The sequence below is a fragment of the Actinoplanes sp. NPDC051405 genome (assembly GCF_055586185.1).
On record NZ_JBVJIR010000028.1, the window covers coordinates 64,859 to 89,890 of the forward strand.

Here is a 25,032-nt window from a genome sequence, read left to right on the forward strand (position 1 = left end):
CGCGCGCCCGGCAGGGCGTCCACATCGGAGGGCGAGATCAGATGACGGCAGGGCTGCAGGGTGTCGAGGAGCTTCTCGCGCGGTGGAACAACCACACGCGGCCGGCGACCACCTCGACCGCGGTCGCTGACTTCGCCGCGCAGGCCCGGCGTACCCCCGATGCCCTGGCCCTGGTGGCCGGGGAGACCCGGCTCACCTACCGGGAGCTGAGCGGCCGGGTCTATGCGGTCGCGTGGCACCTGCGCGAGCAGGGCGTCCAGGCCGAGGACGTGGTCGGCATCGGGATGCCGCGCTCCGCCGACATGGTCATCGCCGTCCTCGGGGTCATGGCCGCCGGCGGCGCGTTCGTGCCCGTCGACCCGGCCTGGCCCGCCCAGCGCCGCGAGCAGGTGCTGGCCGAGGCCCGGGCCGAGCTTGTGCTGACCGAGCTGCCGCCGGGTGTGGCCGAGGACCCGGAGATCCCCGTGGCGCCGGGTCAACTGGCCTACGTCATCTTCACCTCCGGCTCGACCGGCACGCCGAAGGGCGCGATGATCCGGCACGAGGCCATCGCCGAGCGGCTGCGCTGGCAGGTCGAGCACGTGCTGCACTTCGGCCCGGGCGACGCCTCGCTGTTCAAGGCGCCGCTGTCCTTCGACATCAGCGTCAACGAGATCCTGCTCCCGCTGGTCTCCGGCGGCTACGTGGTGGTGGCCGAGCCCGGCGGCGAACGGGACCCGCAGTACCTGCTCGACCTGATCGCCACCGAGGGTGTGACCTTCGTCTACCTGGTCTCGTCCATGCTGGACGTGCTGCTGCAGCTGGCCCGCGGCACCCACCTGCTGGACGGCCTCAAGCACGTCTGGTGCGGCGGCGAGGTGCTCACCCCGGAGCTGTTCGACCGGTTCCGCGCCCAGCTCAGCACCACGCTCTACCACGGTTACGGGCCCGCCGAGGCGACCATCGGCGTCTCGCACGTGATCTACCGCGACTCGGCCGAGCGGATCGCCACCTCGATCGGCCGGCCCAACCCGCACACCCAGCTCTACGTCCTCGACGACGAGTTGAACCCGGTCGGCGTCGGCGTCACCGGCGAGCTCTACGCCGCCGGCTTCCTGCTCGGCCGCGGCTACGTCAACGCGCCCGCGCTGACCGGCGCCCGGTTCGTCGCCAACCCTTTCGGTGCGGCGGGCGAGCGGATGTACCGCACCGGTGACCTGGCCCGGTGGCACGGTGACGGCACCCTGGAGTTCGTCGGCCGGGCCGACAACCAGGTCAAGATCCGCGGCATGCGGCTGGAGCTGGAGGAGGTCGAGGCGGTCGTCGCGACCCACCCGGCGGTGCGCCAGGCCGTCGTGGTCGTGCACGACCGGCACCTGGTCGGGTACGCCGTCACGACCACCCCCACCAGCCCGGACGAGCTGCGCGGCTGGTGCGCGGACCGGCTCCCGGAGTACATGGTCCCGTCCGCGTTCGTGCTGCTGGACGCGTTCCCGCTGACGCCCAACGGCAAGGTGGACCGCCGCGCGCTGCCCGCGCCCGTACTGGCCGGACCGGCTTCCCGGGCCCCGCGCACGCCCACCGAGGCCGCCCTCTGCCAGGTCTTCGCCACCGTGCTGGGCCTGGACACCGTCGGCGCCGAGGACGACTTCTTCGCACTCGGCGGGGACAGCATCGTCGCCATCGGGGCTGTCCGCGCGGCTCGCCGGGCCGGCTTCGCGCTGCGCGCCCGGGACCTGTTCGCCAACCCCACGCCCGCCGCGCTCGCCCTGGTCGTCGCGTCCGCTGCCGAGCCCGAGACCACCTCGGTGGACCCGACCGGGCCGGTCCCGCCGACGCCCATCGTCGCCTGGCTGGACGAAGTGGGTTCGGCGACCGACGGCTTCTTCCAGGCCGTCACGCTGCGCACCCCGGAGGGCCTGACGCTGCCGGAGCTGCACGAGCTGGTGGACGGGCTGCTCGCCGCGCACGACGTGCTGCGCGCCTCGCTCGACGGCGCGGTGCTCACCGTCGCCCCGGTCGGGTCGGTCACCGCCCGTGACGTCGTCCGGGCCGGCGAGGACCTGGACGCGACCGCCGCGCGGCTGAGCACCGACCGGATGGTCGCCTTCTCCTTCCACGAGCAGGCCGGGCAGCTGATCGTGGCCGTGCACCACGTCGTCGTGGACGGGGTCTCGTTGCGCGTGCTGGCCGAGGATCTGCGGACCGGGCTGCCGATCGCGCCCGCGCCGACCTCGTACCGGCAGTGGGCCACGGCTCTGTCCGGAGTGGACTTCAGTGCCGACGAGGCGCACTGGGCGACGGTCGCGGCCGAGCCGGTGCCGCTGCTCGGCAGCCGGGCGCTGGACCCGGCCCGGGACACCGTGGCCACCGAGGAGACGCTGACCGTCACGCTGCCGACCGGCGTCACCGAGCGGCTGCTCAGCACCGTGCCCGCGGCCATCCACGGCGGCGTCAACGACGCCCTCGTGGCCGCCCTGGCGCTGGCGCTCTCCCCGGACGCGCCGCTGCTGCTGGAGCTGGAGGGGCACGGCCGTGAGGAGGACGTGGTCGACCTGGACCTGTCCCGCACCTTCGGCTGGTTCACCACGCTCTTCCCGGTCCGGCTGGACGTCACCGGGCGCTCCCTCACGGCCGCGGTGAAGGCGGTCAAGGAGCAGCTGCGGGCGGTGCCGGCGAACGGCCTGTCCTACGGCGCTCTGCGGTATCTGGCGCCCCGGCCGGAGCTCGCCGTGCAGCCGCAGGTGCTCTTCAACTACCTGGGCCGGTTCGGCGCGGATGAGGAAGTGGTCGAGCGGCGGGATCCGCGCATGCCGTTGCCGCGGGCGCTGGAGGTCAACGCCGTCACCGTCGACACCGCGCTCTCCGCCACCTTCAGCTGGGCCGGCGGCGTGCTCACCCGGGCTCGGGCCGAGGAGATCGCCGGTCGCTGGGTCGAGCTGCTCACCGCGATCGCCGCTGACCCCGGCATCAGCGGGCATACGCCGTCGGACTTCCCGCTGGTGAGCCTGAGCCAGGCCGATGTGGACGCGCTCGGTGCGGACGTGACCGACGTGCTGCCGCTGACCCCGCTGCAGGCCGGGCTGTACTTCCACGCCACCTACTCGCCGGGCGCCGACCCGTACGTGGTGCAGCAGCTCATCGAACTGGACGGGCCGCTGGACGGGGAACGGCTGCGCCGCGCCGCCGGGGAGCTCCTCGACCGGTACCCGAACCTGGGCGCCGCCTTCCGCCCGGTCGGCGACGGCGACGTGGTGGCCGTCGTCGGCGCCCGCCCCGAGCTGCGGTGGCGGCTGGTCGTCACCGATGACGTCGACACCGTGGCCGCCGCGGAGCGGGCGGAGCCGTTCGACCTGGCCCGTCCGCCCGGCATGCGTTACGCCCTGGTCCGGGTGGCCGCCGACCGGCACGTGCTGGTGCAGACCGTGCACCACATCGTGGCCGACGGCTGGTCTGTCCCGCTGATCCTCAACGACCTGCTCGCCCTGTACGCCGGCCAGTCCCTGCCGCCCGCTCCCGCCTACCGTGACTTCCTGGCCCACCGCGGCACCGGCGACCCGGAGGCCTTCGCGCGCCTGCTCGACGGCGTGGACGAGCCGACCCTGCTGGCGCCCGGCGCGGATGCCCCCGCCGCCCGTCTCTCCGCCACCGTCGACGGTGCCGGTGTGCAGGCGGTCGCCCGCGCGTACGGGATCACCGTCAGCAACGTCCTCGCCGCCGCCTGGGGTGTGCTCGTCGGCCGGGTGACCGGCCGCACCGACGTGGTGTTCGGCTCGACGGTGTCCGGCCGCGGCGTCGAGCTGCCCGGCATCGACGCGATCGCCGGCCTGCTCATCAACACCGTGCCCGCCCGGGTCCGCTGGACCGGCGCCGACAGCCTGGCCGACGTGCTGCGCGGCTTCGCGGCGGGCCAGCGCGAGGTGGTCGAACACGAGCAGACCGCGCTGGCCGAGATCCAGCGCCGCCTGGGCCTGCCCGAGCTGTTCGACACCCTGGTCGTGGTCGAGAACTACCCGGCCGCCGCCGCACCCGCCGGCGGTGACCTGCGGATCGCCGGGATGCGCGTGGTCGAGGCGCCGCACTACCCGGTGACGCTGATGGTCAAGCCGGGCGACACCATCGCCGTCGACCTGACCCACCGGCTCGCCCCGGAGACCGCCGAGCTGCTGCTGGAGCAGTACGTCCGCGTGCTGACCGCGATCGCCGCCGACGCCTCCCGCCCGGTCGCCGCCCTCGACCTGCTGTCGGCGGTGCAGCGGGCTGCCGTGCTGGCTCTCGGGACGGGTGCTCCCGCGCCGGCCACGGCAACCGTGCCGGACATGATCGCCGCCGTTGATCCCACCCGGACCGCCGTGCGGGCCGGCGCGGTGGAGCTCACCTACGCCGAATTGTGGTCCCGTGCGGGCGAGGTGGCCGGCGCACTGCACGCGGCCGGGGTGCGGCGCGGTGACGTCGTCGCGGTCGCCACCCGGCGTACTGCCGAGCTGCCGGTCGCGCTGCTCGGCGTGCTGCGCGCCGGGGCCGCGTACCTGCCGGTGGACCCGGGCTATCCGGCCGCCCGCATCGAGTTCATGCTCGAGGACGCGGCACCGGTCTGCGTGCTCGTCGATGACCCGAGTGCGCGGACGCTGCCCCCGCACGAGCTGCCGGCCGTCCGGGTCCGGACCGCTCGGGGGGCCGCGCCGGCGGTGCCGCTGGACGGAAATGACGCCGCGTCCGTGGTCTACACCTCGGGCTCCACCGGCCGGCCCAAGGCCGTCGTCGGCACCCACGCCGGCCTGGCCAACCGGCTGGCCTGGGCCCGCGACGCCTGGGACGGCGAGGTGCGGGTGGCCAAGAGCTCGATGAGCTTCATCGACGGCACCACCGAACTGCTCGGCGGGCTGGTCGCCGGGGCCACCGTCGTCGTCGCGGACGAGACCGCGGCGGCCGACGGCGCGGCTCTGGCCCGGCTCGTCGCCGAGTCCGGCGCGACGCAGCTGCTCGCCGTGCCGAGCCTGGCCGCCGCGCTGGCCGAGACCGCCCCGGACCAGGTCCGCGGGCTGCAGCGGTGGATCACCAGCGGTGAGGCCCTGGACGCGGACACCGTCGCCGCGCTGGTGGCGGCCTCGCCGGGTGCCACGGTCGTCAACTCCTACGGCGCCTCGGAGAACACCGGCGACGTGCTGGCCGGAGTGGTCACCGCGGGGGAGCCGGTCACCCTGGGCCGGCCCGTGCCCGGGGTACGGATCCACCTGCTCGACGCCGCCCTCGAACCGGTCGCCCCGGGTGCCGTCGGTGAGCTGTACGTCGGCGGTGTCCAGCTGGCCCGTGGCTACCGTGGCCAGGGCGGTGCGACGGCGGCCCGGTTCGTGGCCGACCCGTTCACGCCCGGCGAGCGGCTCTACCGCACCGGCGACCTGGGCCGCTGGCTCGGCGACACGGTGGAGTTCCTGGGGCGCAACGACGACCAGGTCAAGGTCAACGGGCACCGGGTGGAGCTGGCCGAGGTGGAGGCGGCCCTGCTGCGCCGCCTCGGGGTCCGCGAGGCGGTCGCGGTCGCCCGCCGTAAGAGCCTGCACGCCTATGTGGTCGGCGAGGACCTCGACCCGCAGGGCCTGCTCGCCACTCTGCGCGAGGAGCTGCCGGGGTATCTGGTGCCGGCGACGGTGACCGTGCTGGACGCCGTACCGCTGCTGCCCAACGGCAAGCGGGACAGGCGCGCGCTGCCCGACCCGGCCGCCACCGTGGCCGCCCCGCCGCGCACGCCGCGCGAGGCCCTGGTCTGCGAGCGCCTGGCGAGCGTGCTCGGCGTCGGCTCCGTCGGCGTGCACGACGACTTCTTCGCCGCCGGCGGGGACAGCATCTCGGCCATCCGCCTGGTCAACCTGCTCGCCCGGGACGGGATCGTGCTCGCCACCCAGGACATCTTCCGCACCCGGACCGCCGCCGCGATCGCCGCCACCGGCGAGGAGCCGGTCACCGAGCCGGACAGCGCGCCGGCCGCCGAGGTGTGGGAGCTCTCGCCGCTGCAGCAGGGCGTCTACTACCAGGCCACGTTCTCCGACGGTGCCAGCACCTACATCGCCCAGAACGTGTTCGACCTGGACCGGCGCATCGACGTGCCGGCCCTGGAGCTGGCCTTCGCCGCGCTGCTCGACCGGCATCCGACGCTGCGGGTGAGCTTCATCGGGGATCCACGCCCGATGCAGACCGTCAGCCCGAGCGTGCCCGCGGTCGTCACGGTGCTCGCCGGCGACCCCGAGCTGATCGCCGCCGAGGACCGTGAGCGCCCGTTCGACCTGACCGCGCCCCCGCTGGTCCGGCTCACCGTCGTCCGCAAGCCGGACGGCACCGACCGGCTGCTGCTGACCTGCCACTTCCTGCTCTGGGACGGCTGGTCGCGCGAGCTGGTGCTGCGCGAGCTGTTCGCCCTGTACGACTCGCGCGGCACCCGCGGGGCCCTGCCGCTCGACGGCCCCGGCTTCCCCGACTACCTGGCCTGGATCGCCGCGCAGGACACCACCGCCTCGGCCGCCGCCTGGAAGGCAGTGCTGGACGAGCCGACCATCGTCGTGCCGGAGGCCGTCGGACGCGAACCGGTGCTCTCCGACCGCATCCTGGCCGCGCTGCCCACCGGCGTCACCACCCGGCTCAACGAACAGGCCCGCCGGGCCGGCGTCACGCTGAACTCGGTGCTCACCGCTGCCCTGGGCCTGGTGCTGGGCCACCGCACCGGCCGCGGCGACGTCACCTTCGGCACCACCGTCGCCGGGCGCCCGACCGACCTGCCCGGCGTCGAGAACGTCATCGGGCTGTTCCTCAACACCGTGCCCGCCCGGGTCACCGCCACCGGTGGCACGCCGGTCGTCGAGCTGGCCCGCCGGGCCCAGCAGGACCGGCTCGACCTGGCCCCGCACGAGTACCTCGGCCTCGGCGACATCCAGCGCGCGGCGGGCCACGACCAGCTCTTCGACACCCTGTACGTGCTCCAGAACTTCCTCGCCGACGACACCTTCGCCGACCTGGAGGCCGCCCAGGGCATCGTCGACGTCGAGTACACCGACACCACCCACTACCCGCTGACCTGGGTCCTCACCCCGGGCGCGAATCTGCGGATCAAGCTCGAGTACCGCCCGGACGTCATCACCGCGGCGACCGCCCGGTCCATGGTGGACGACCTGGTCACCGTGCTGCGGACGCTGGCCGACGGCCTGGACGTCGCGGCCGGCGCGATCCCGTTGGCAGCCTCCTCGTTGCGGGGAAGAGACGAGGATGTTCCGGACATCACCATCGCGGAGATGCTGGCGGCGCAGGCCCGGCGCACCCCTGCCGCGGTCGCGCTCGTAGCGGGCGAGCAGCAGCTCACCTACGCCGAGCTGGACGCCCGGATCGACGCTGTCGCCCGTGGGCTGGTCGCCCGGGGTGCCGGGCCGGAGCAGATCGTCGCGCTGGCCCTGCCGCGCGGCGTCGACATGGTCGTCGCGCTGTTCGCCGTGCTGCGGGCCGGGGCGGCGTACCTGCCGCTGGATCTGGACCTGCCGGCCGAGCGGCGCCAGCAGATGATCGACGACGCCCGGCCGCTGCTGGTCCTGACCGCGCTGGACGGCCTGGCCCGCGACGAGGGACCGGTGACCCACCCCGGTTTCACCGGCGACCGGCTCGACCGGCCGGCGTACGTCATCTACACCTCCGGTTCCACCGGCAAGCCCAAGGGTGTCGTCACGCCGTACCGGGGGCTGACGAACATGCAGCTCAACCACCGGGCCGAGATCTTCGACCCGACCGTGGCGCGGGCCCGGGCGGCCGGCGTCGAGCGGCTGCGGATCGCGCACACGGTGAGCTTCTCCTTCGACATGTCCTGGGAGGAGCTGCTCTGGCTGGTCGAGGGGCATGAGGTGCACGTCTGCGACGAGGAGCTGCGGCGGGACGCGACGGCGCTGGTCGCGTACTGCCACTCGCGCGGGATCGACGTCATCAACGTGACCCCGACGTACGCGCACCACCTCTTCGCCGAGGGCCTGCTCGACGGGCACCGGATGTGGCTGGTGCTGCTGGGCGGCGAGGCCGTCACCGAGGCGGTCTGGTCCCGGCTCAGCGACCCGGACGGCCCGACCGGCTACAACCTGTACGGCCCCACCGAATACACGATCAACACCCTGGGCGCGGGTACGGCCGACAGCACCACCCCCACGGTCGGCAAGCCCATCTTCAACACCCGCGGCCACGTGCTGGACAACTGGCTGCGTCCCGTTCCGCCCGGCGTGGTCGGCGAGCTGTACATCGCCGGCGCCGGCCTGGCCCGGGGCTACCTGCACGCACCCGGCCTGACCGCGTCCCGCTTCGTCGCCGGGCCGGACGGCAGCCGCCTCTACCGCACCGGCGACCTGGTCCGCGAACGCGCCGACGGCAACCTGGACTTCCTCGGCCGCAGCGACGACCAGGTGAAGATCCGCGGTTACCGGATCGAGCTGGGTGACGTGGAGAGTGCGGTCGCCGCCGTACCGGGCGTCCGCCAGGCCGCCGTGCTGGCCCGCGACGGCAAGCTGGTCGCCTACCTGGTCGGCCCGGTCGAGCCGGCCGAGGTCCGGGCCGCGCTCACCGAACGCCTGCCGTCCTACATGGTCCCGTCGCTGTACGCCGTCGTGGACGTGCTGCCGCTGACCGTGAACGGCAAGCTCGACACCGCCGCGCTGCCCCCGGGCACCCCGGTCATGTCGGCTGCCCGGGGCCCGCGCGACGAGCGGGAGAGCCTGCTCTGCGGCATCTACGCGGACGTGCTGGGCCTGCCGCAGGTCGGTATCGACGACGACTTCTTCGCCATCGGCGGCGACAGCATCTCCTCGATCGCGGTCGCCGGCCGGGCCCGCAAGGCCGGGCTGCACGTCACGCCGCGGGACGTGTTCCGCCGCCGTACCGTGCGGGCGCTCGCCGCCGCGCTGCCCGCGGCGACCGTGGAGGTCCGCACCGACAGCGGTCTGGGCGACATCGCGCTGACCCCGATGCTGGCCGAGACGGTGAAGTCGGCGACCCCGCTGGGCCACTTCTACCAGTCGATGGCCTGGCACACCCCGGCCGCAATGACCCGCGCGCAGCTGGAGACCATCCTGCAGGCGCTGCTGGACCGGCACGACCTGCTGCGGGCCACTTTCGACGGCACCCTGCACGTGCCGCCGCCCGGCCTGCGGGCCGGCGACCTTTTCGCCCCCGACGAGGACGAGGCGATCCGGCGGCTGGACCCCGCCCGCGGGATCATGCTGCAAGCGGTCTGGACCGGCCGCAAGCTGACGCTGGTCATCCACCACCTGGTCATCGACGGCGTCTCCTGGCGGATCATCACCGGCGACCTGGCCCGCGCCTGGGCCGATGTCCGGGCCGGCCGGCCGGTCGCGCTGGACGAGGTCGGTGCGTCGTTCCGCACCTTCGCCGCCACCGGGGCCGACTACTCCGATCAGGCCGGTTTCTGGCGCGCGACCCTGGCTGACCCGGGCCCGGACCTGGGTGACCGGCCCGTGGACCCGGCCGTCGACACCGCCGCCACGGTCCGCTCGATCACGGTGAGCCTGCCCGCCGACGTGACCGTCCCGCTGCTGTCGACCGTCCCGGCCGCCCTGTACGGCGGCGTCAACGACGTGCTGCTCACCGGCCTCGCCGTCGCGGTCAACCGCTGGCGTGGCCGGAACGCGCCGGTGCTGGTCAGCCTGGAGGGCCACGGCCGTACCGGCGACCTCGACCTGTCCCGCACGGTCGGCTGGTTCACCGCCATCCACCCGGTGCGGCTCGACCCCGGGCCGGACGGCGACGTCGCCGCCGCGGCCCGCGCGATCAAGGAGCAGCTGCGGGCGGTGCCGGCCGACGGCATCGGGTACGGCCACCTGCGCTGGCTGCACGACGAGGACTTCGGCCCGGCGCCGCAGATCCTCTTCAACTACCTGGGCCGCTTCGGCGCCGAGGGCGGTGGCGACTGGAGTCCCGCCGCGCCGCTGCGCGAGGGCGTCGACCCGGCCAACCCGGCGATGCCGCTGGAGATCAACGCGCACGCCACCGGCGACGTGTTCACCGCGACGCTGTCCTGGCCGGCCGGCATCCTCGGCGAGGACCGGGTCATCGCCCTGGGCGAGCAGTGGATGGCAGCGTTGCGCGAGCTGGCCGCCGCCGACGTCAGCGGGCACACGCCGTCGGACTTCCCGCTGGTCACGCTGACCCAGGACGACGTGGACGCGTTCGCCGGCGCCACCGACGTGCTGCCGCTGCTGCCGTTGCAGGAGGGCATGTACTTCCACTCGGTGACCGCCGAGGTGGACACGTACGCGGTGCAGCAGATCGCCGAGCTGACCGGCGCGGTCGACCCGGCCCGCCTGCGCCGTGCGGTCGAGGCCGCCGTCCGCCGCCACGACGCGCTGCGGGCCTCGTTCCGGGAGCTGCGCGACGGGCGCATCGTGCAGGTGATCGCCGCCGACGTGCAGGTGCCGTGGCGGGAGTACGTCGCCGACAGCCCCGAGCGCCTGGCCGAGATCGCCGCGGCCGAGCTGGCCCAGCCGTTCGACCTGGCCCAGGCCCCGGTGCTGCGGTACGCGCTGGTCTCGCTCGACGCCACCGAGCACCGGCTGATCGAGACGATGCACCACATCCTGGCCGACGGCTGGTCGTACCCGCTGGTGTTCTCGGACGTGGTGGCGGCGTACCACGGGCGGGAGCTGCCCGCCCCGGCCGCGACCTTCCGCGACCACGTGGAGTCCGTCGTCACCCGCGACCGCGAGGCCGCCCGCGCTGCCTGGGCCACCGCGCTGGCCGGCGTGGAGCCGACCGCCCTGTACCCGGACCTCACCACGGTGTCGCACCACGACAGCGCCTTCGCCGTCTTCGCCCGCAGCCGCGAGCTGGCCGAGGTCGCCCGGGCCAACGGCGTCACCGTCAGCACGCTCGTGCACGGCGCCTGGGGTCTGCTGCTCGGCCGCTTGCTCGGCCGCGATCGCGTGGTCTTCGGCTCCACGGTCTCCGGCCGCGGCGGCGACCTCAGCGGCGTGGAGACCATCGTGGGGCTGCTCATCAACACCGTGCCGGTGCCGATGGCCTGGCGTCCGGACGAGCCGCTGGGTGACGTGCTGCGCCGGCTGCAGGAGCAGCAGACCGACGTGCTCGACGTGCAGCAGGTCGGCCTGGCCGAGCTCAACCGGCTGGCCGGGGTGCGGGAGCTGTTCGACTCGATGGTGGTGGTGGAGAACTTCCCGGCCGTCGAGGGCGGCGACGCCGAGGGCCTCGGCGTGCGCGGCTTCACGGGTACGGACTCCCCGCACTACCCGGTGTCGCTGGTCGCCTTCCCCGGCGACCACCTGACGCTGGAGATCAAGTACGACGTCGCGATCGGGGCGGCGACCGCGGAACGGCTGGCGGGTCTCGTGCACCGCATCCTGGACCAGTTCACCGACGGGCTCGACCAGCCGGTGTCCACCCTGGACCTGGGTGCGGCAGCGACCGGTGGCGAGACCATCGAGGTTCGTGACACCACCCTCCACCTGTGCCTGGACCGCCCGGACGCCGTCGCGGTGACAGCCGGCGACAGCACCCTGACCTACGCCGAGCTGGAGGTCCGCTCGAACCGGCTGGCCCATGAGCTGATCGCCCGCGGCGTCGGCCCGGAGTCCCGGGTCGCCGTCGCCCTGCCCCGGGGCGCCGACCTGATCGTGGCGCTGCTCGCCGTGATCAAGGCCGGCGGCTGCTACGTGCCGGTGGACCTGGGCGCCCCGGCCGCCCGGCAGGAGTACATCCTCGGCGACGCCGCACCGGTCTGCCTGCTCGGCGACGGCGGTGTGCCGGTCGACGCGCCGGGCCGCCCGGACACCCGCCCGCAGGTGGCCCTGAGCGGCGCGAACGCGGCGTACGTCATCTACACCTCCGGCTCGACCGGCAAACCCAAGGGTGTCGTGGTGACCCACCGCGACGTGCTGGCGCTGTTCGCCGCGGCCGAGCGCCACTTCAGCTTCGGCCCGGACGACGTGTGGACGATGTTCCACTCGTACGCCTTCGACTTCTCCGTATGGGAGCTGTGGGGCCCGCTGCTGTACGGCGGCCGGCTGGTCGTCGTCCCGCACGACGTGGCCCGCGACCCGCAGCGCTTCCGGGCCCTGCTGCGCGACGAGGGCGTCACGGTCCTCAACCAGACGCCGTCCGCGTTCTACCCGCTGATCGAGGCGGACGCGGCCGAGCCGGACCGGCTGCCGCTGCGCTACGTCGTCTTCGGCGGCGAGGCGCTGGACCTGTCCCGCCTGGTCGCCTGGTACGCCCGCAACACCACCCCCCAGCTGATCAACATGTACGGCATCACCGAGACCACCGTGCACGTCTCGTTCCGCGCCCTGCACCCGGACGACGTGAGCCGGCCCAGCGTCATCGGCACCGCCCTGCCCGGCCTGACCGTGCACGTGCTGGACGCGTACCTGCAGCCGGTGCCCGAGGGCGTGACCGGCGAGATGTACGTGGCCGGTGACCAGCTCGCCCGCGGCTACCTGGACCGGCCGGCGCTGACCGCGTCCCGGTTCGTGGCCAACCCGTTCGGGCCGGGCCGGCTCTACCGCTCCGGTGACCTGGCCCGCTGGGAGAACGGCGAGCTGGTCTACCTGGGCCGTTCCGACCACCAGGTGAAGATCCGCGGTTACCGGATCGAGCTGGGTGAGATCATCGCGGCGCTGCTCGCGCTGGGCGGCGTCTCCGACGCGACCGTGATCGTGCGGGACGGCCGGCTGGTCGCCTATCTGGTCGCCCGCGCCGGCACCCGGCCGGACGCCGACGCGATCCGCGCGCACCTCGCCACGACCCTGCCCGACTACATGGTCCCGGCGGCGTTCGTGACGCTGGACGCGCTGCCGCTGACCGTCAACGGCAAGCTCGACCGCGAGGCCCTGCCCGCGCCGGCCGCTGAGACCCGGGCTGTGCCGGCCGCCGCTGACGAGCCGCCCGCGGTCACCACGCTGCGGGAGCTGTTCGCCGAGGTGCTGGGCGTGCCGGTGCCGGCCGACGGTGACTTCTTCGCCCTGGGCGGCGACAGCATCGTTGCCATCCAGCTGGTGAACCGGGCCAAGCGCAGCGGCGTACGGATCTCCCCGCGCGACGTGTTCGTCAAGCGCACCCCCGCGGCGCTCGCCGCCACCGACGCGAAGCACACCCCGGTGGCCGCGCCGAGTGACGGCGTCGGTGAGGTGGCGCTGCTGCCGATCGTGCACCGGTTGGCCGAGCTGGGCGGCGATGTCAGCCGCGTGCACCAGTCCGATCTGCTGCGCACCCCGCCCGGCGCGACCGTGGCCCGCCTGCAGCAAGCGCTGGACGCTGTGGTGGAAAGACACGACGCGCTGCGCCTGCGGCTGCGCCGCCCGGCACCGATGCTCTGGTCCCAGGAGGTCACCGCGACCGGCGGAGTCACGCTGACCACAGTGGACGGGATCGACCCCGCCGTCATCAAGCAGGCGGCCGAGGACGCCGTCGCCCGGCTCGACCCGGACGCCGGGCGGGTCCTCGAAGCGGTCTTCTTCGACGGCGGACCGGACGCCCAGGGCCGTCTGCTGCTGGTCGCCCACCACTTGGTGGTGGACGGCGTCTCCTGGCACATCATCACCGAGGACCTGCGCCAGGCCTACGAGGGACGCACCCTCGACCCGGTCGGCACGTCGCTTCGCACGTATGCGCGACTGCTCACCGAGGAGGCGGGTAGCGCGTCTCGCCTGGCCGAGTTCCCGGCCTGGCAGCGTGCCCTCGCGCCGGGGGGCGAACTCGTACCGGAAGCGCTTCCGGGCGGCCCGACCCGCGACCACGAGGTCCGCATCCCCGTGGACCCGGCCCTGCTCAGCGGCGATGTCACCGGCAAGCTGCTCGCCGCGCTGCACACCGCGGTCAACCAGTGGCGAGGTGCCGAGGCCGATCTCGTGGTCGACCTGGAACGCCACGGCCGCGAGCCGCTCGGCGATGCCGACCTGTCCCGGACGGTCGGCTGGTTCACCTCCGTCTCCCCGGTGCGCCTGCCCGCCACCGAACCCGCCGGCGACGGGCTGGGCTTCGGCCTTCTGCGGTACGTCAACCCGCGGTCAGCGGCAGCGCTGGCCCGGCTCGGCACTCCGCAGGTGCTCTTCAACTATCTGGGACGCTTCACCGAGGACACCACGGACTGGTCGCCCGCGGACGAGGACATCAAGGTACGACTCGACGACGTCACGCCGTACCTGTTGGAAGTGAACGTCTGGATCCGCGGCCGGGAGCTGCACGCGGTCTTCACCTACGCCGACGAGGGTCTCGGCCTGGACGCCACCCGGGCGATCGCCGACGGCTGGGCGGCCTCGCTCGCCGCCGCGCAGCAGGAATGGCCGCTGTCGCCGTTGCAGGACGGGCTGTTCTTCCAGGCCAAGCTGGCCGGGGACGCGGACGTCTACCTGGCCCAGAACGCCTTCGACGTGAACTACAGGATCGACGTGCCCGCCCTGGAACGGGCCTTCGCGGCGGTCCTGCGCGCACACCCGGCCACCCGGCTGGCCTTCACCGACGAGGGCCGCGAGCAGCCGGTGGCCATCCTCGGCACCGACGTCCCGGCCACGATCGCGGTCGTCGAAACCGACGAGGCCGGCCTGGCCGAGGTCGTGGCGGCCGACCGGACCCGGCCGTTCGACCTGGCCCGGCCGCCGCTGGCCCGGCTCACCGTGGTGCGGCGGCCCGGCGGACGGGACCGGCTGCTCTTCACCTACCACCTGCTGCTCTGGGACGGCTGGTCGCGCGAGCTGGTGCTGCGGGACCTGTTCGGCGCGTACGCCGGCCGGCCGGTGCCCGGGCCCCGCGCCGGTTTCCCCGACTACCTGGCCTGGCTGGCCCGGCAGGACAACGAGGCGTCCGAGCGGGCCTGGACCGAGCGGCTGGGCGAGCCGACGATCCTCTACCCGGCGGCGGCCGGCACCCAGCCGGTGCTCGCGACCAGCCTCGGCGTGCAGTTCACCGAGGCCCAGACCGCCCGGCTCACCGAGCAGGCGCGGGCCGCGGGCGTCACCCTCAACGCCGTGCTGAGCACCGCGCTCGGGCTCGTGCTCGGGCACGCCTCCGGCCGCACGGAGGCCACCTTCGGCACCACGGTCGCCGGGCGCCCGACCGAACTCGACGGCATCGAGGAGGTCGTCGGCGTCTTCCTCAACACCGTGCCGCAGCGGGTCACCTTCGCCGCCGCCGAGCCGGTCCGCGACGTGCTGCGCCGCGTGCAGGCCGAGCGCATCGACCTGATGCCGCACGAATACCTGGGCCTGGGCGACATCCAGCGCGCGGCCGGGCGCGGCCCGCTCTTCGACAGCCTGTACGTGCTGCAGAACTTCCTCGACGACGACACGTTCACCGACCTGGAGACCGAGCACGGCATCGTCGACATCGAGGCCGTGGACGCCACCCACTACCCGCTGACCTGGGTGGTCACCCCGGGACGGCAGCTACGGGTACGCCTGGAGTACCGCTCCGACGTGGTCGCCGAGGCCGACGCCCGGTCCCTGCTCGACCGGTTCGCCGAGGTGCTGCACACCCTGGACGCCGACGCGCCGGTGGCCGCCGTGCCGCTGTCCGGTGCGCCGGCCCTGCTCGGGCACAGCGCGGAGATCCCCGACCTGACCATCGCGGAGATGCTCGCCGAGCAGGCCGCGAACACCCCGGCCCGGGCCGCGCTGACCCACGACGGCGTGACGCTGAGCTACGCCGAGCTGGACGGGCGGGTCAGTGCCGTGGCCCGGGGACTGCGGTCGCTGGGGGCCGGCCCGGAGACGATCGTCGGGCTCGCCCTGCCGCGCGGCATCGAGATGGTGGTGGCGCTGTTCGCGGTGCTGCGCGCCGGGGCCGCGTACCTGCCGCTGGACCTGGACCTGCCGGCCGAGCGGCGCCAGGACATGATCGACGACGCCCGGCCGCTGGTCGTGCTGGAGTCGCTGGCCGGGCTCTATGAGGAGGTCGGCGAGCCGTGGCGGGCCGACTTCGCCCCGGGTACGCCCGGACGGCTGGACCGGCCCGCGTACGTCATCTACACCTCGGGGTCCACCGGGCGGCCGAAGGGGGTCGTGACGCCGTACCGGGGGCTGACGAACATGCAGCTCAACCACCGCGAGGCGATCTTCGCGCCGACCGTGGCGGCGGCCGGCGACCGGGTGCTGACCATCGCGCACACGGTCAGCTTCTCCTTCGACATGTCCTGGGAGGAACTGCTCTGGCTGGTCGAGGGCCACCACGTGCACGTCGCCGACGAGGAACTGCGCCGCGACGGCCGGGCCCTGGTCGCCTACTGCGCGGCCCACCGGGTCGACGTGGTCAACCTGACCCCGACGTACGCGCAGGCACTGCTGGACGAGGGGCTGCTCGACGGCGACCACCGGCCGTGCCTGGTGCTGCTCGGCGGTGAGGCCGTCTCCGAGAAGCTCTGGGCGGTCCTGCGCGACACCGAGGGCGTGGCCGGCTACAACCTCTACGGCCCGACCGAATACACGATCAACACCCTGGGCGGGGGTACGGACGACAGCGTCACCGCCACCGTCGGGAAGCCGATCTGGAACACCACCGGCCACGTCCTGGACGCCTGGCTGCGACCGGTCCCGCCCGGCGTCGCGGGCGAGCTCTACATCGCCGGCGCCGGCCTGGCCCGCGGCTACCTGAACCAGCCGGGCCTGACCGCGTCCCGCTTCGTCGCCGGGCCGGACGGCACCCGCCTCTACCGCACCGGCGACCTGGTCCGCGAACGCGCCGACGGCAACCTGGACTTCCTCGGCCGCACCGACGACCAGGTGAAGATCCGCGGCTACCGGATCGAACTGGGCGAGGTGGAGACGGCTGTCTCGGCGGTGCCCGGCGTCCGGCAGTCCGCGGTGCTCGCCCGCGACGGGGCGCTGCACGCCTACCTGGTCGGCACGGCTACCCCGGCCGAGGTGAAGGCCGCCCTGGCCGAGCGCCTCCCGTCCTACATGGTCCCGTCGCTGTACGCCGTCGTGGACGTGCTGCCGCTGACCGTGAACGGCAAACTCGACACCGCCGCGCTGCCCGCACCCACCCCGGTCACCACCGAGTCCCGGCCGCCCGCCGACGACCGGGAGCGCCGGCTGTGCGAACTCTTCGCCGAAGTGCTGGGCCTGCCGTCGTTCGGGGTCGAGGACGACTTCTTCGACGCGGGCGGGCACTCGCTGACCGCGCTGCGGCTGCTCGGCCGGATCCGCGCCGAGCTCGGCGGGGACCTGTCGCTGCGGGTGCTCTTCGATGCCCGTACCCCCGAACGCCTGGCCCGGGCCACCGCCGGCCCGGCGCGGGCCGCCCTGGCCGCGCGGACCCGGCCGGACGTGCTGCCGCTGTCCCCGGCGCAGCAGCGGCTCTGGCTGCTCGACCAGATCGACCCCGGCTCCAGCGCCTACAACTATCCGCTGGTGCTGCGCCTGGCCGGCCGGATCGACGTGCCCGCACTGTCGCTCGCCCTGGCCGACGTGGTGTCCCGGCACGAGGTGCTGCGCACGCTGATCTCCGGCTCGGCCCAGCACATCGCCGACCCGCCCGCCACCATCCCGGTGCTGGTCGGCGTGCCGGTCGACGAACTGGTCGCCCGGCCCTTCGACCTGGCCACCGACCTGCCGATCCGGGCCGGGGTCAACGAGGAGGGCGACAGCTCGGTGCTGGCGCTGGTGCTGCACCACATCGCCATGGACGAGTGGTCCGACGGCCCGCTGCTGCGCGACCTGAGCACGGCGTACCTCGCCCGCGTTGAAAGCCACGCGCCGGCCTTCACCCCGCTGCCGGTGCAGTACGCCGACTACGCACTGTCCCTGCAGGAGGACCCGGCCGAGCTGGACTTCTGGCGTACGGCCCTGAGCGGGTTGCCGGACGAGATCACCCTGCCCACTGATGCCCCGCGCAGGCCGGGCCGCCGGACGGCCGGTCTGGTCCGCGCCACCCTGCCCGCCGAGCTGATCGATCCGTTGCGGGAGATCGCCCGCGCCGAGTCGGCCAGCCTCTTCATGGCCCTGCACGCCACCCTGGCCGCGCTGCTCTCCCGGCACGGTGCGGGCACCGACGTGCCGATCGGCAGCCCCACCTCCGGCCGCGGCGACGCCGCCCTGGACGATCTGATCGGCTTCTTCGTCAACACCGTCGTGCTGCGCGCCGACCTGTCCGGCGAGCCCACCTTCGCCGAGCTGCTGCGCCGGGTGCGCGCCGCCGACCTGGCCGCGTTCGAGCACGCGGCGGTGCCGTTCCAGCAGGTCGTGGAGCTGGTCAACCCGCCGCGGGCGGCCGGGCGCAACCCGCTGTTCCAGGCGATGATCGGCTACTTCCACCGGCCGGCGGACGGCGGCGAGGTGCTCGGGCTGCCGGTGCTGCCGGCCCCGGAGGTGGCGGCCGACCCCAAGGTCGACCTGAACGTCACGTTCATCGACGGCGGCGCCGACGGGGTCGAGGTCACCTGCGAGTACGACGCGGGCCGGTTCCGGCCGGAGACCGCTCGGCGTCTGCTCGACCGGTTGGTGCGGCTGCTGGGCGCTTTCGCCGCCGATCCGGCGCAGCTGGTCGCCGAGGCCGACCTGCTGACCGACGACGACCGGCAGGAGCTGCGCCTCCTGAACGCCTCGTCGGACACCGGCTTCCTGGTGGCCTCCGCTTCCGCGGCCTCCGCCGGCCTGGCCTCGTCGGGTGCTGGACTTGTGGGCGCGAAGCGTCCGACCGCCGACGTGGATGCGGACCGGCCGTGGTTTGCCGCGCTTGCCCGGCATGAGGGCGAGGCGCTCGTTGCCGACGGGGTGAGCTGGAGCTACGCCGAGCTGGACCGGGCCTCCGACGCCGTCGCCGCGCTGCTGGTGGCGCGGGGGATCGGTCCGGAGAGCATCGTCGGGATCAATCTGCCCCGCTCGGCCGACCTGGTCGTCGCCGTGCTCGGCGTGGCCAAGGCCGGCGCCGCATACCTGCCGCTCGACCCGGCGTTCCCGGCCGCCCGACTCGCTTTCATGGTCGAGGACGCGCGACCGGCCGCCGTCATCGGTGACACGGTTTTCGACGGTGTGCCAACCGTCAAGCTGACCGAGGCGGTGTCCGCCGCAGCGCCGCCGGTGCGGATCCGGCCGGAGCACGCCGCGTACGTCATCTACACCTCCGGCTCGACCGGGCGGCCCAAGGGCGTTGTCGTCACCCACCGGGACCTGGCGACGTTCCTGGCCGCCGTACCGCTGGGGGGTGATGACCGCCTGCTCGCGGTCACCACGCTGTCCTTCGACATCTCCGTGCTGGAGCTGATGGGTCCGCTGCTCGCCGGCGGGACCGTCGTGCTGGCCTCGCCGGCTCAGGTCCGGGACCCGCTGCTGCTGGCCGCACTGCTGCGGGAGCAGCGCGTCACCACGATGCAGGCGACCCCGTCACTGTGGGCGGCATTGCTGGAGTCGTCCGATGTGGACCTGTCCGGAGTGCGGGCGCTGGTCGGTGGCGAGGCCCTGCCGGTCTCGCTGGCGGCGGATCTGGTCGCGCGGACGGCGGCGGTGGTCAACCTGTACGGCCCGACCGAGGTCACCGTGTGGGCCACCCGCGATGACGTCGACGCGAACTGGGACGGCACCATCGGGCGCCCGCTGCCCGGGACCTCGGTGCACGTGCTCGACGAACGGCTCCAGCCGGTGCCGCCGGGCGTGGTGGGGGAGCTGTACCTCGGCGGGGCCCAGGTCACCCGCGGCTATCTGGGGCGGCCGGCGCTGACCGCGTCCCGCTTCGTCGCCGCTGAGGGCGGGGAGCGGCTTTACCGTACGGGTGACCTGGTCGCGTACCGGAATGGCCGGTTGGTTTATCTGGGCCGGACCGACCACCAGGTCAAGGTGCGTGGCTTCCGGATCGAGCTCGGCGAGATCGAGGCTGTCGCGCTGGCGCACCCGGACGTGACCCGGGCCGTCGTGGTGGCCCGCGACGACCGGCTGGTGGCTTATCTCACGACGACCAGCGGCACGGTGCCGAACGGGCTGTGGGACGACGCGCTGCCGGGCTACATGATCCCGGCCGTGTGTCACGTGCTGGACGCGCTGCCGCTGACGCCGAACGGCAAGGTGGACCGGGCCGCGCTGCCGGACATCGCCGTCACCGCCGCCGGTACGTCGCCACGGTCGCGGGCCGAGGCAACCGTCGCCCGGATCGTGGCGGAGGTGCTGGGCGTCTCCGAGGTGGGCGTCCACGACGACTTCTTCGCGCTCGGGGCGCACTCTCTGCTGCTGGTGCGGCTCGCCACCGCGTTGCGCCGGGAGCTGGCTGTGGACGTACCGGTGGCCCGGCTCTTCACCGCGCCGACCGTCGCGGGTGTGGCCCGGCTGCTGGCCGACGACGCACCCGCCGGGGACGCTCTTGATCCGGTGCTGACGCTGCACGCGGGCGGTGACCGGCCGCCGCTGTTCTGCCTGGCTCCGGCGAGTGGATTGAGCTGGCAGTTCGCCGGGCTGAAGCGGTATCTGCCGGCGGACATCCCGCTGATCGGGTTGCAGAGTCCGCTGTTGTCCGGCGGGACGTTGCCGTCGCCGCTGACCGAGCTGGCCGCGGCGCACGCTTCGCGGATCACGGCCCGGCAGCCGACCGGACCGGTGCGGCTGCTGGGCTGGTCGTTCGGTGGGGCGCTGGCGTTGTGCGTGGCGGCCGCGCTGAGCGCGCGCGGCCGCGAGGTGGAATTCGTCGGCATGCTGGACGCACGCCGGGAGACGGCCGAGGTGCCGTCGACGGTCGCGGCCCTGCTCACCGAGATGGGGTACGCCGTGAGCGATCCCGACCTGTCTCTGGCTGACGCGGTGGGCTTCGTGCGTGCGGCTGGGGGGAGTGTGGCCACGTTGACGGATGAGCAGATCGCTTCGGTGCTCGAGAACTATCTGGCCGCTGATCGGCTGATGGCTTCGGCGGAGTATCCGGCGTACCCGGGCAAGGTCTTCTTCGTCGAGGCAACCGTGGCCGAACAGGGCTTCACCGGCCGGGCGGCGCCGTCCTGGCGTCCGCTGCTGGGTGGCATGGAGGTGCACTCGCTGGCGGTTGCGCACTCGGAACTGCTCGATCCGGCGACGCTGGAACGCCTCGGACCGCTGCTGGCTGAACGCCTGGGGTGACTCACCGGACGAGGGGAATCACGTCTTCGCCGAGCAGGCTGCGCAGACCGATCAGGGCGAGGCTGATGGCGAAGCCGAGCAGGATGGAGACGCCGATCCCGGCCCACCACTTGAGGCGGTTGTCCCGGCCGGGCGGTCCGGAGCGGGGCTGGGTCTGTGGTCGCCACGGGCGTTCCCGGGCCAGCCACCAGAGCAGGCCGAGGCCGAGCGGCACGCCGGAGACGAGCCAGAACCAGAACCACTTCGTGCCGGTGACCGGGTCGGGCGCGGAGACCAGCGCCCAGAGAAACAGCAGACTGCCGGCGATGAGCAGGCCGGCCTGGATTGCCCCGACAGGCGGGTCGGCTGGGCGCCGGGTCTCGTACGCCTGAAGCTGCTGGTCAAGAGCAGTCGTTTCAGGGGTGCCGTCGGTCGGCTCCTCCACGGTGGCGTGGTGACGGCGGCCGTCGGTGGTGTGCCACAGCAGGATCGGACCGGGACCGCCGGACTGCTGCAGGTCGGCGGGGAAGGGACTGACGAGACCGCCGTCGTTCCTCCAGCCGTCGCCCCACTCGTAGTAGGTGAGGCGCTGCGCGGCTATGTCGGCGCGGACTTGCTCGGGGGTGGATTCGCGTGGGGCGGCCCACCAGGTGATGGCCGCCCAGGCGACCCAGCCGAGCACCAGGACGACGCGTAGCACTTGCCACCACGAGATTGTCGGCCGCCCGCCGACCTCCTGCACGACCGCGTCACCCGTCATGGGCTCATCGTCGCAAAGAGTGGCGCATCGACGAGACTCGCTGAGTCGGGCACAACGCGACTGTCCGTTGTGTGCCAGCTACACAAAGTTGTAGTCGATGTCGTTGCCACAGTGTTCGTCCGACGCCTGGGGAAGAGTCCGCGTTAGCGGGGCAGCTTGAACAACGCGACATGCCCCGACATCTTCGAGCTGAGTGACGGCTCGTTCGCCTGATTGGAACAGATCGCACCGCGGAACTGGAAGCGCTGCTGCCGGCGGACGCGTCTCGTGCCCAGGATGAACGCATCGTCGTCATCACCAAGGAGACGTTGGTTGCGGCGAAGGTGCCTCAAACCGCTCACGGATATCCGTGGCCGGCTTCTGTGGTATTTACTCCAGGTGCGATCGGCGCACGAGAAACACAGGAGGTCAGACGGGTGGAGTTCGTTCGACGGTTGGGCAAAAGCCCGCGGGAGCGCGGAAGTATCAGCCACGACACCTGCCCCGACATCTTCGAGCTGAGCGACGGCTCGTTCGCGGTGATCGGAACGGATATGACCAAGGAGCTCGAGGGCGCGCTGCCAGCGGACGCCGGCCGGGCCGACTACGAGCGCATCGTCGTGATCACGCGCGAGACGTTGATCGCCGCACAGGGTGACATCCCTGTCGATTGATCGTTACGCCGCTCCGGTCGCGCCCGACTGTTTCGAAAAACGTGAGGAACTTCCGGGCGGAGTGCCACCGTTTCTGGCGATGACTTCCTCGTATTCGGCGCAGATCTTGTCTACCTGCTGTGCGTAGGAGAACTCCGCGCCCTCGGGTTCGAGATACTTCCGGCCCTTTGCTGTCGCCCGCCAATATGCGCGCATCACCGGACTGGAAAACAGGTGGCGCATCATCCTGATGATCCCTGCCTCGGTGTAGATTTCGGATTGTAGTGCTCTGACTTCGAACGAGAAAATCAAGTTGGCGTACAGGAACTGCCGTTTGGTACTTGGTGAAAGGTCGGAATCAATGTCGGGCCAGACGGCGGCCAGCTCCTCGTCGTCAATGCTCATCTTCAGCAAATTCTGGTGGAGGATGCCGAGGTTGGCATGTGACGTGCGCCGAAGTTCAGCATGGTTATGAGTCAGGAACTGTCTCTGACGCGCGAGTTCCACACTGTTCTGACGGGCGGTGATCACTACCGCGAGAAGAGCAAGACTGCTGATGATCGAACTGAGCGCGCCGAAGGTCTGGCCCACGTCGCTCCAGGTGCGCCACTCCTCGGTAGCGCCTTGGCGAGCCAGGACGGCAGCGACGCCGACTCCCGCGAGCAGGGTGACGGCCACGACTCCGCAGATGATTGTCAGCCACGTGGCGATGCGGCTGATCGTGGTAGTGCTGCGCGGTGCGATACCGATCGATGAGTCTTGCATGGCGTCACGACCCTCGAGGATTGGCGGCAGAGATCATCGCACAGCCGCGACGGCTCTCTTATATTGTCTGCTCTCAATATGCATTGCCGTTGCAAGAGGCGCCAGCAGTGAGCGGTGAATTGCCGTGACGGCCTATTTGATCTGCCAACTGGCAAGGTGCGTTATAGCTGCAATCCCGCTATATGATTGTAAGGAGTAGGGCGACCGATTGCCCGGACGCCCTCTCCGTCGCATCTCCGTGGGGTCAAGCGGCGTTGGAAAGATCCTCCACCTTGGTCGCCGGGTCGCCGTCCGTAGCGTTCTTCAGCTGCGGCACCAGCACCTCCAACGCATACAGCAACGCATTGGGCCCGCTGTAAGCCAACGCCCCACCCAGCGGCGTCGAGAACGACGTGTACAACACCCGGTCCTCGCTGGCCACCTTCAACCGGCTGAACGCCGGCGAGGCCAGCATGTCCTTCTTCGTCGCCCCGTTCACGAAGAGCACGTCCCGGTCCAGCAGGTCCAGCCGCTCCTCGCTGACGTCCTCCGACTCGCTCTGCGCCGCGAAGCCGAGCGCGTCGAACAGAGCCCGCCGGGGGTCCTTGGCCGGGATCAGCCAGTGCTGTCCCTTCTCCGGGCCGAAGTCCACCACCAGGGTCTTGCCCGCGAACTGCGGGTTCGCCGCCTTGGCCTCGTCGATCTTCGCGTTCACCTTGGCCACCAGCGCCTGCGCCTCGCCCGACTTGCCCAGCGCCTTGCCGGTCGTCAGCGTCTGCACGTCCCACGGGGTCTGCTCGTCCGCGTAGTCCTTGGACTGGATCACCGTGGGGGCGATCTGGGAGAGCTTGTCGTACGTCTCCTTGTTGATCGTCTCGTAGATCGCCAGGATCAGGTCCGGCTGCTGCTTGATGATCGCCTCGAAGTTGATCTCGGCCGAGAACGTGGTCAGCTGCTTGCCGGCCAGCGCCTCCTTGACCCACGGGTACGTCGGGTACTCGGTGAACCATTCGCGGGTGCTCACCGGGACCACGCCGAGCGCCAGCACCGGGTCCTGGTCGTTCCAGCCGACGGTGACGACCCGTTCCGGCTGCTTCTCGATCGTGGTGGAACCGAACTTGTGCTCGATGCTGACCGGGAAAGCGGCGGCGGCCGAGCCCGAAGCGGCGGGCGCGGCGGCACCGTCCTCCTCGGACCCGCAGGCGGTGATGGTGGTGGCGGCGAGCAGACCGGCGGCGACGGCGGTGAGGGCGCGTCGCCAGCCGCCCAGGCGGCGGTTCATCTATGTGGCTCCTAGCTGAGGGGGCGTTGGATCAATGATGAGGTTAGGCTAGGCTAACTTTGCTTCCGCGACGACCCCCTCGCGGGCCTCATCCACCCCAGGAGGACGACACATGCAGCGGACCCTGCTCGGCGGCAAGATCCACCGCGCCACCGTGACCCAGGCTGACCTGCACTACGTGGGTTCGATCACGATCGACAAGACCCTGATGGACGCGGCCGACCTGGTCGAGGGCGAGCAGGTCCAAGTGGTCGACATCGACAACGGGGCGCGGCTGGTGACGTACGTCATCGAGGGTCCGGCCGGCTCCGGCGTGATCGGCATCAACGGCGCGGCCGCCCGGCTCGTCTCGGTCGGCGACCTGATCATCATCATGTCGTTCAAGCAGGTCGACGAGCGCGAGCGGGCCGACTACGTGCCGCGCGTCGCGCACGTCAACGCGCAGAACCAGCTGATCGAGATCGGCTCGGACCCGGGGGGGGGGGGGGGGGGGGGCAAAGAACAAACCCTCCGCGGTCTTGGTCACTCAGGACGGCGGGGCGGGGGAACCGTGAGGGGGGCGCTGACGACCTGCCGGGACCGCTG

General features: G+C 72.5%; 5 protein-coding genes and 1 pseudogene. 3 read left to right on the forward strand and 3 right to left on the reverse strand.

Translation table 11 applies throughout. From position 1 onward, the window contains the following. Positions 1–41 precede the first annotated feature (41 nt). Positions 42–21,050: an amino acid adenylation domain-containing protein gene (locus ACZ6S4_RS41110; RefSeq protein WP_465480087.1), complete on the forward strand. Its 21,009-nt coding sequence runs from the start codon at positions 42–44 to the stop codon at positions 21,048–21,050. 1 nt (position 21,051) lies between these two features. Here the strand turns inward: ACZ6S4_RS41110 and ACZ6S4_RS41115 are convergent, their stop codons facing one another. Further along, positions 21,052–21,789 carry a hypothetical protein gene (locus tag ACZ6S4_RS41115; RefSeq protein ID WP_465480088.1) on the reverse strand — a complete coding sequence of 246 codons (738 nt, stop codon included), beginning with the start codon at positions 21,787–21,789 and terminating at the stop codon, positions 21,052–21,054. A 416-nt stretch (positions 21,790–22,205) separates the two neighbouring features. Between ACZ6S4_RS41115 and ACZ6S4_RS41120 the strand changes: the two genes are divergently transcribed. Next, the gene (locus ACZ6S4_RS41120; RefSeq protein WP_465480089.1) at positions 22,206–22,442 is read left to right on the forward strand and encodes a hypothetical protein; all 237 of its coding nucleotides are present in this window, start codon (positions 22,206–22,208) and stop codon (positions 22,440–22,442) included. Between the two features lie 3 nt (positions 22,443–22,445). On the opposite strand, the gene ACZ6S4_RS41125 is transcribed toward ACZ6S4_RS41120, so the two are convergent. Beyond that, the gene (locus ACZ6S4_RS41125; protein ID WP_465480090.1) at positions 22,446–23,186 is read right to left on the reverse strand and encodes a DUF6082 family protein; all 741 of its coding nucleotides are present in this window, start codon (positions 23,184–23,186) and stop codon (positions 22,446–22,448) included. 244 nt (positions 23,187–23,430) lie between these two features. Next, a complete protein-coding gene (locus ACZ6S4_RS41130) occupies positions 23,431–24,447 on the reverse strand; it encodes an ABC transporter substrate-binding protein (protein ID WP_465480091.1) in 1,017 nt (338 codons plus the stop codon). A gap of 112 nt (positions 24,448–24,559) precedes the next feature. Here ACZ6S4_RS41130 and panD point away from each other — a divergent pair. Continuing rightward, a pseudogene (panD, locus tag ACZ6S4_RS41135) lies at positions 24,560–24,952 on the forward strand (aspartate 1-decarboxylase); the annotation flags it as partial. Positions 24,953–25,032 lie beyond the last annotated feature (80 nt).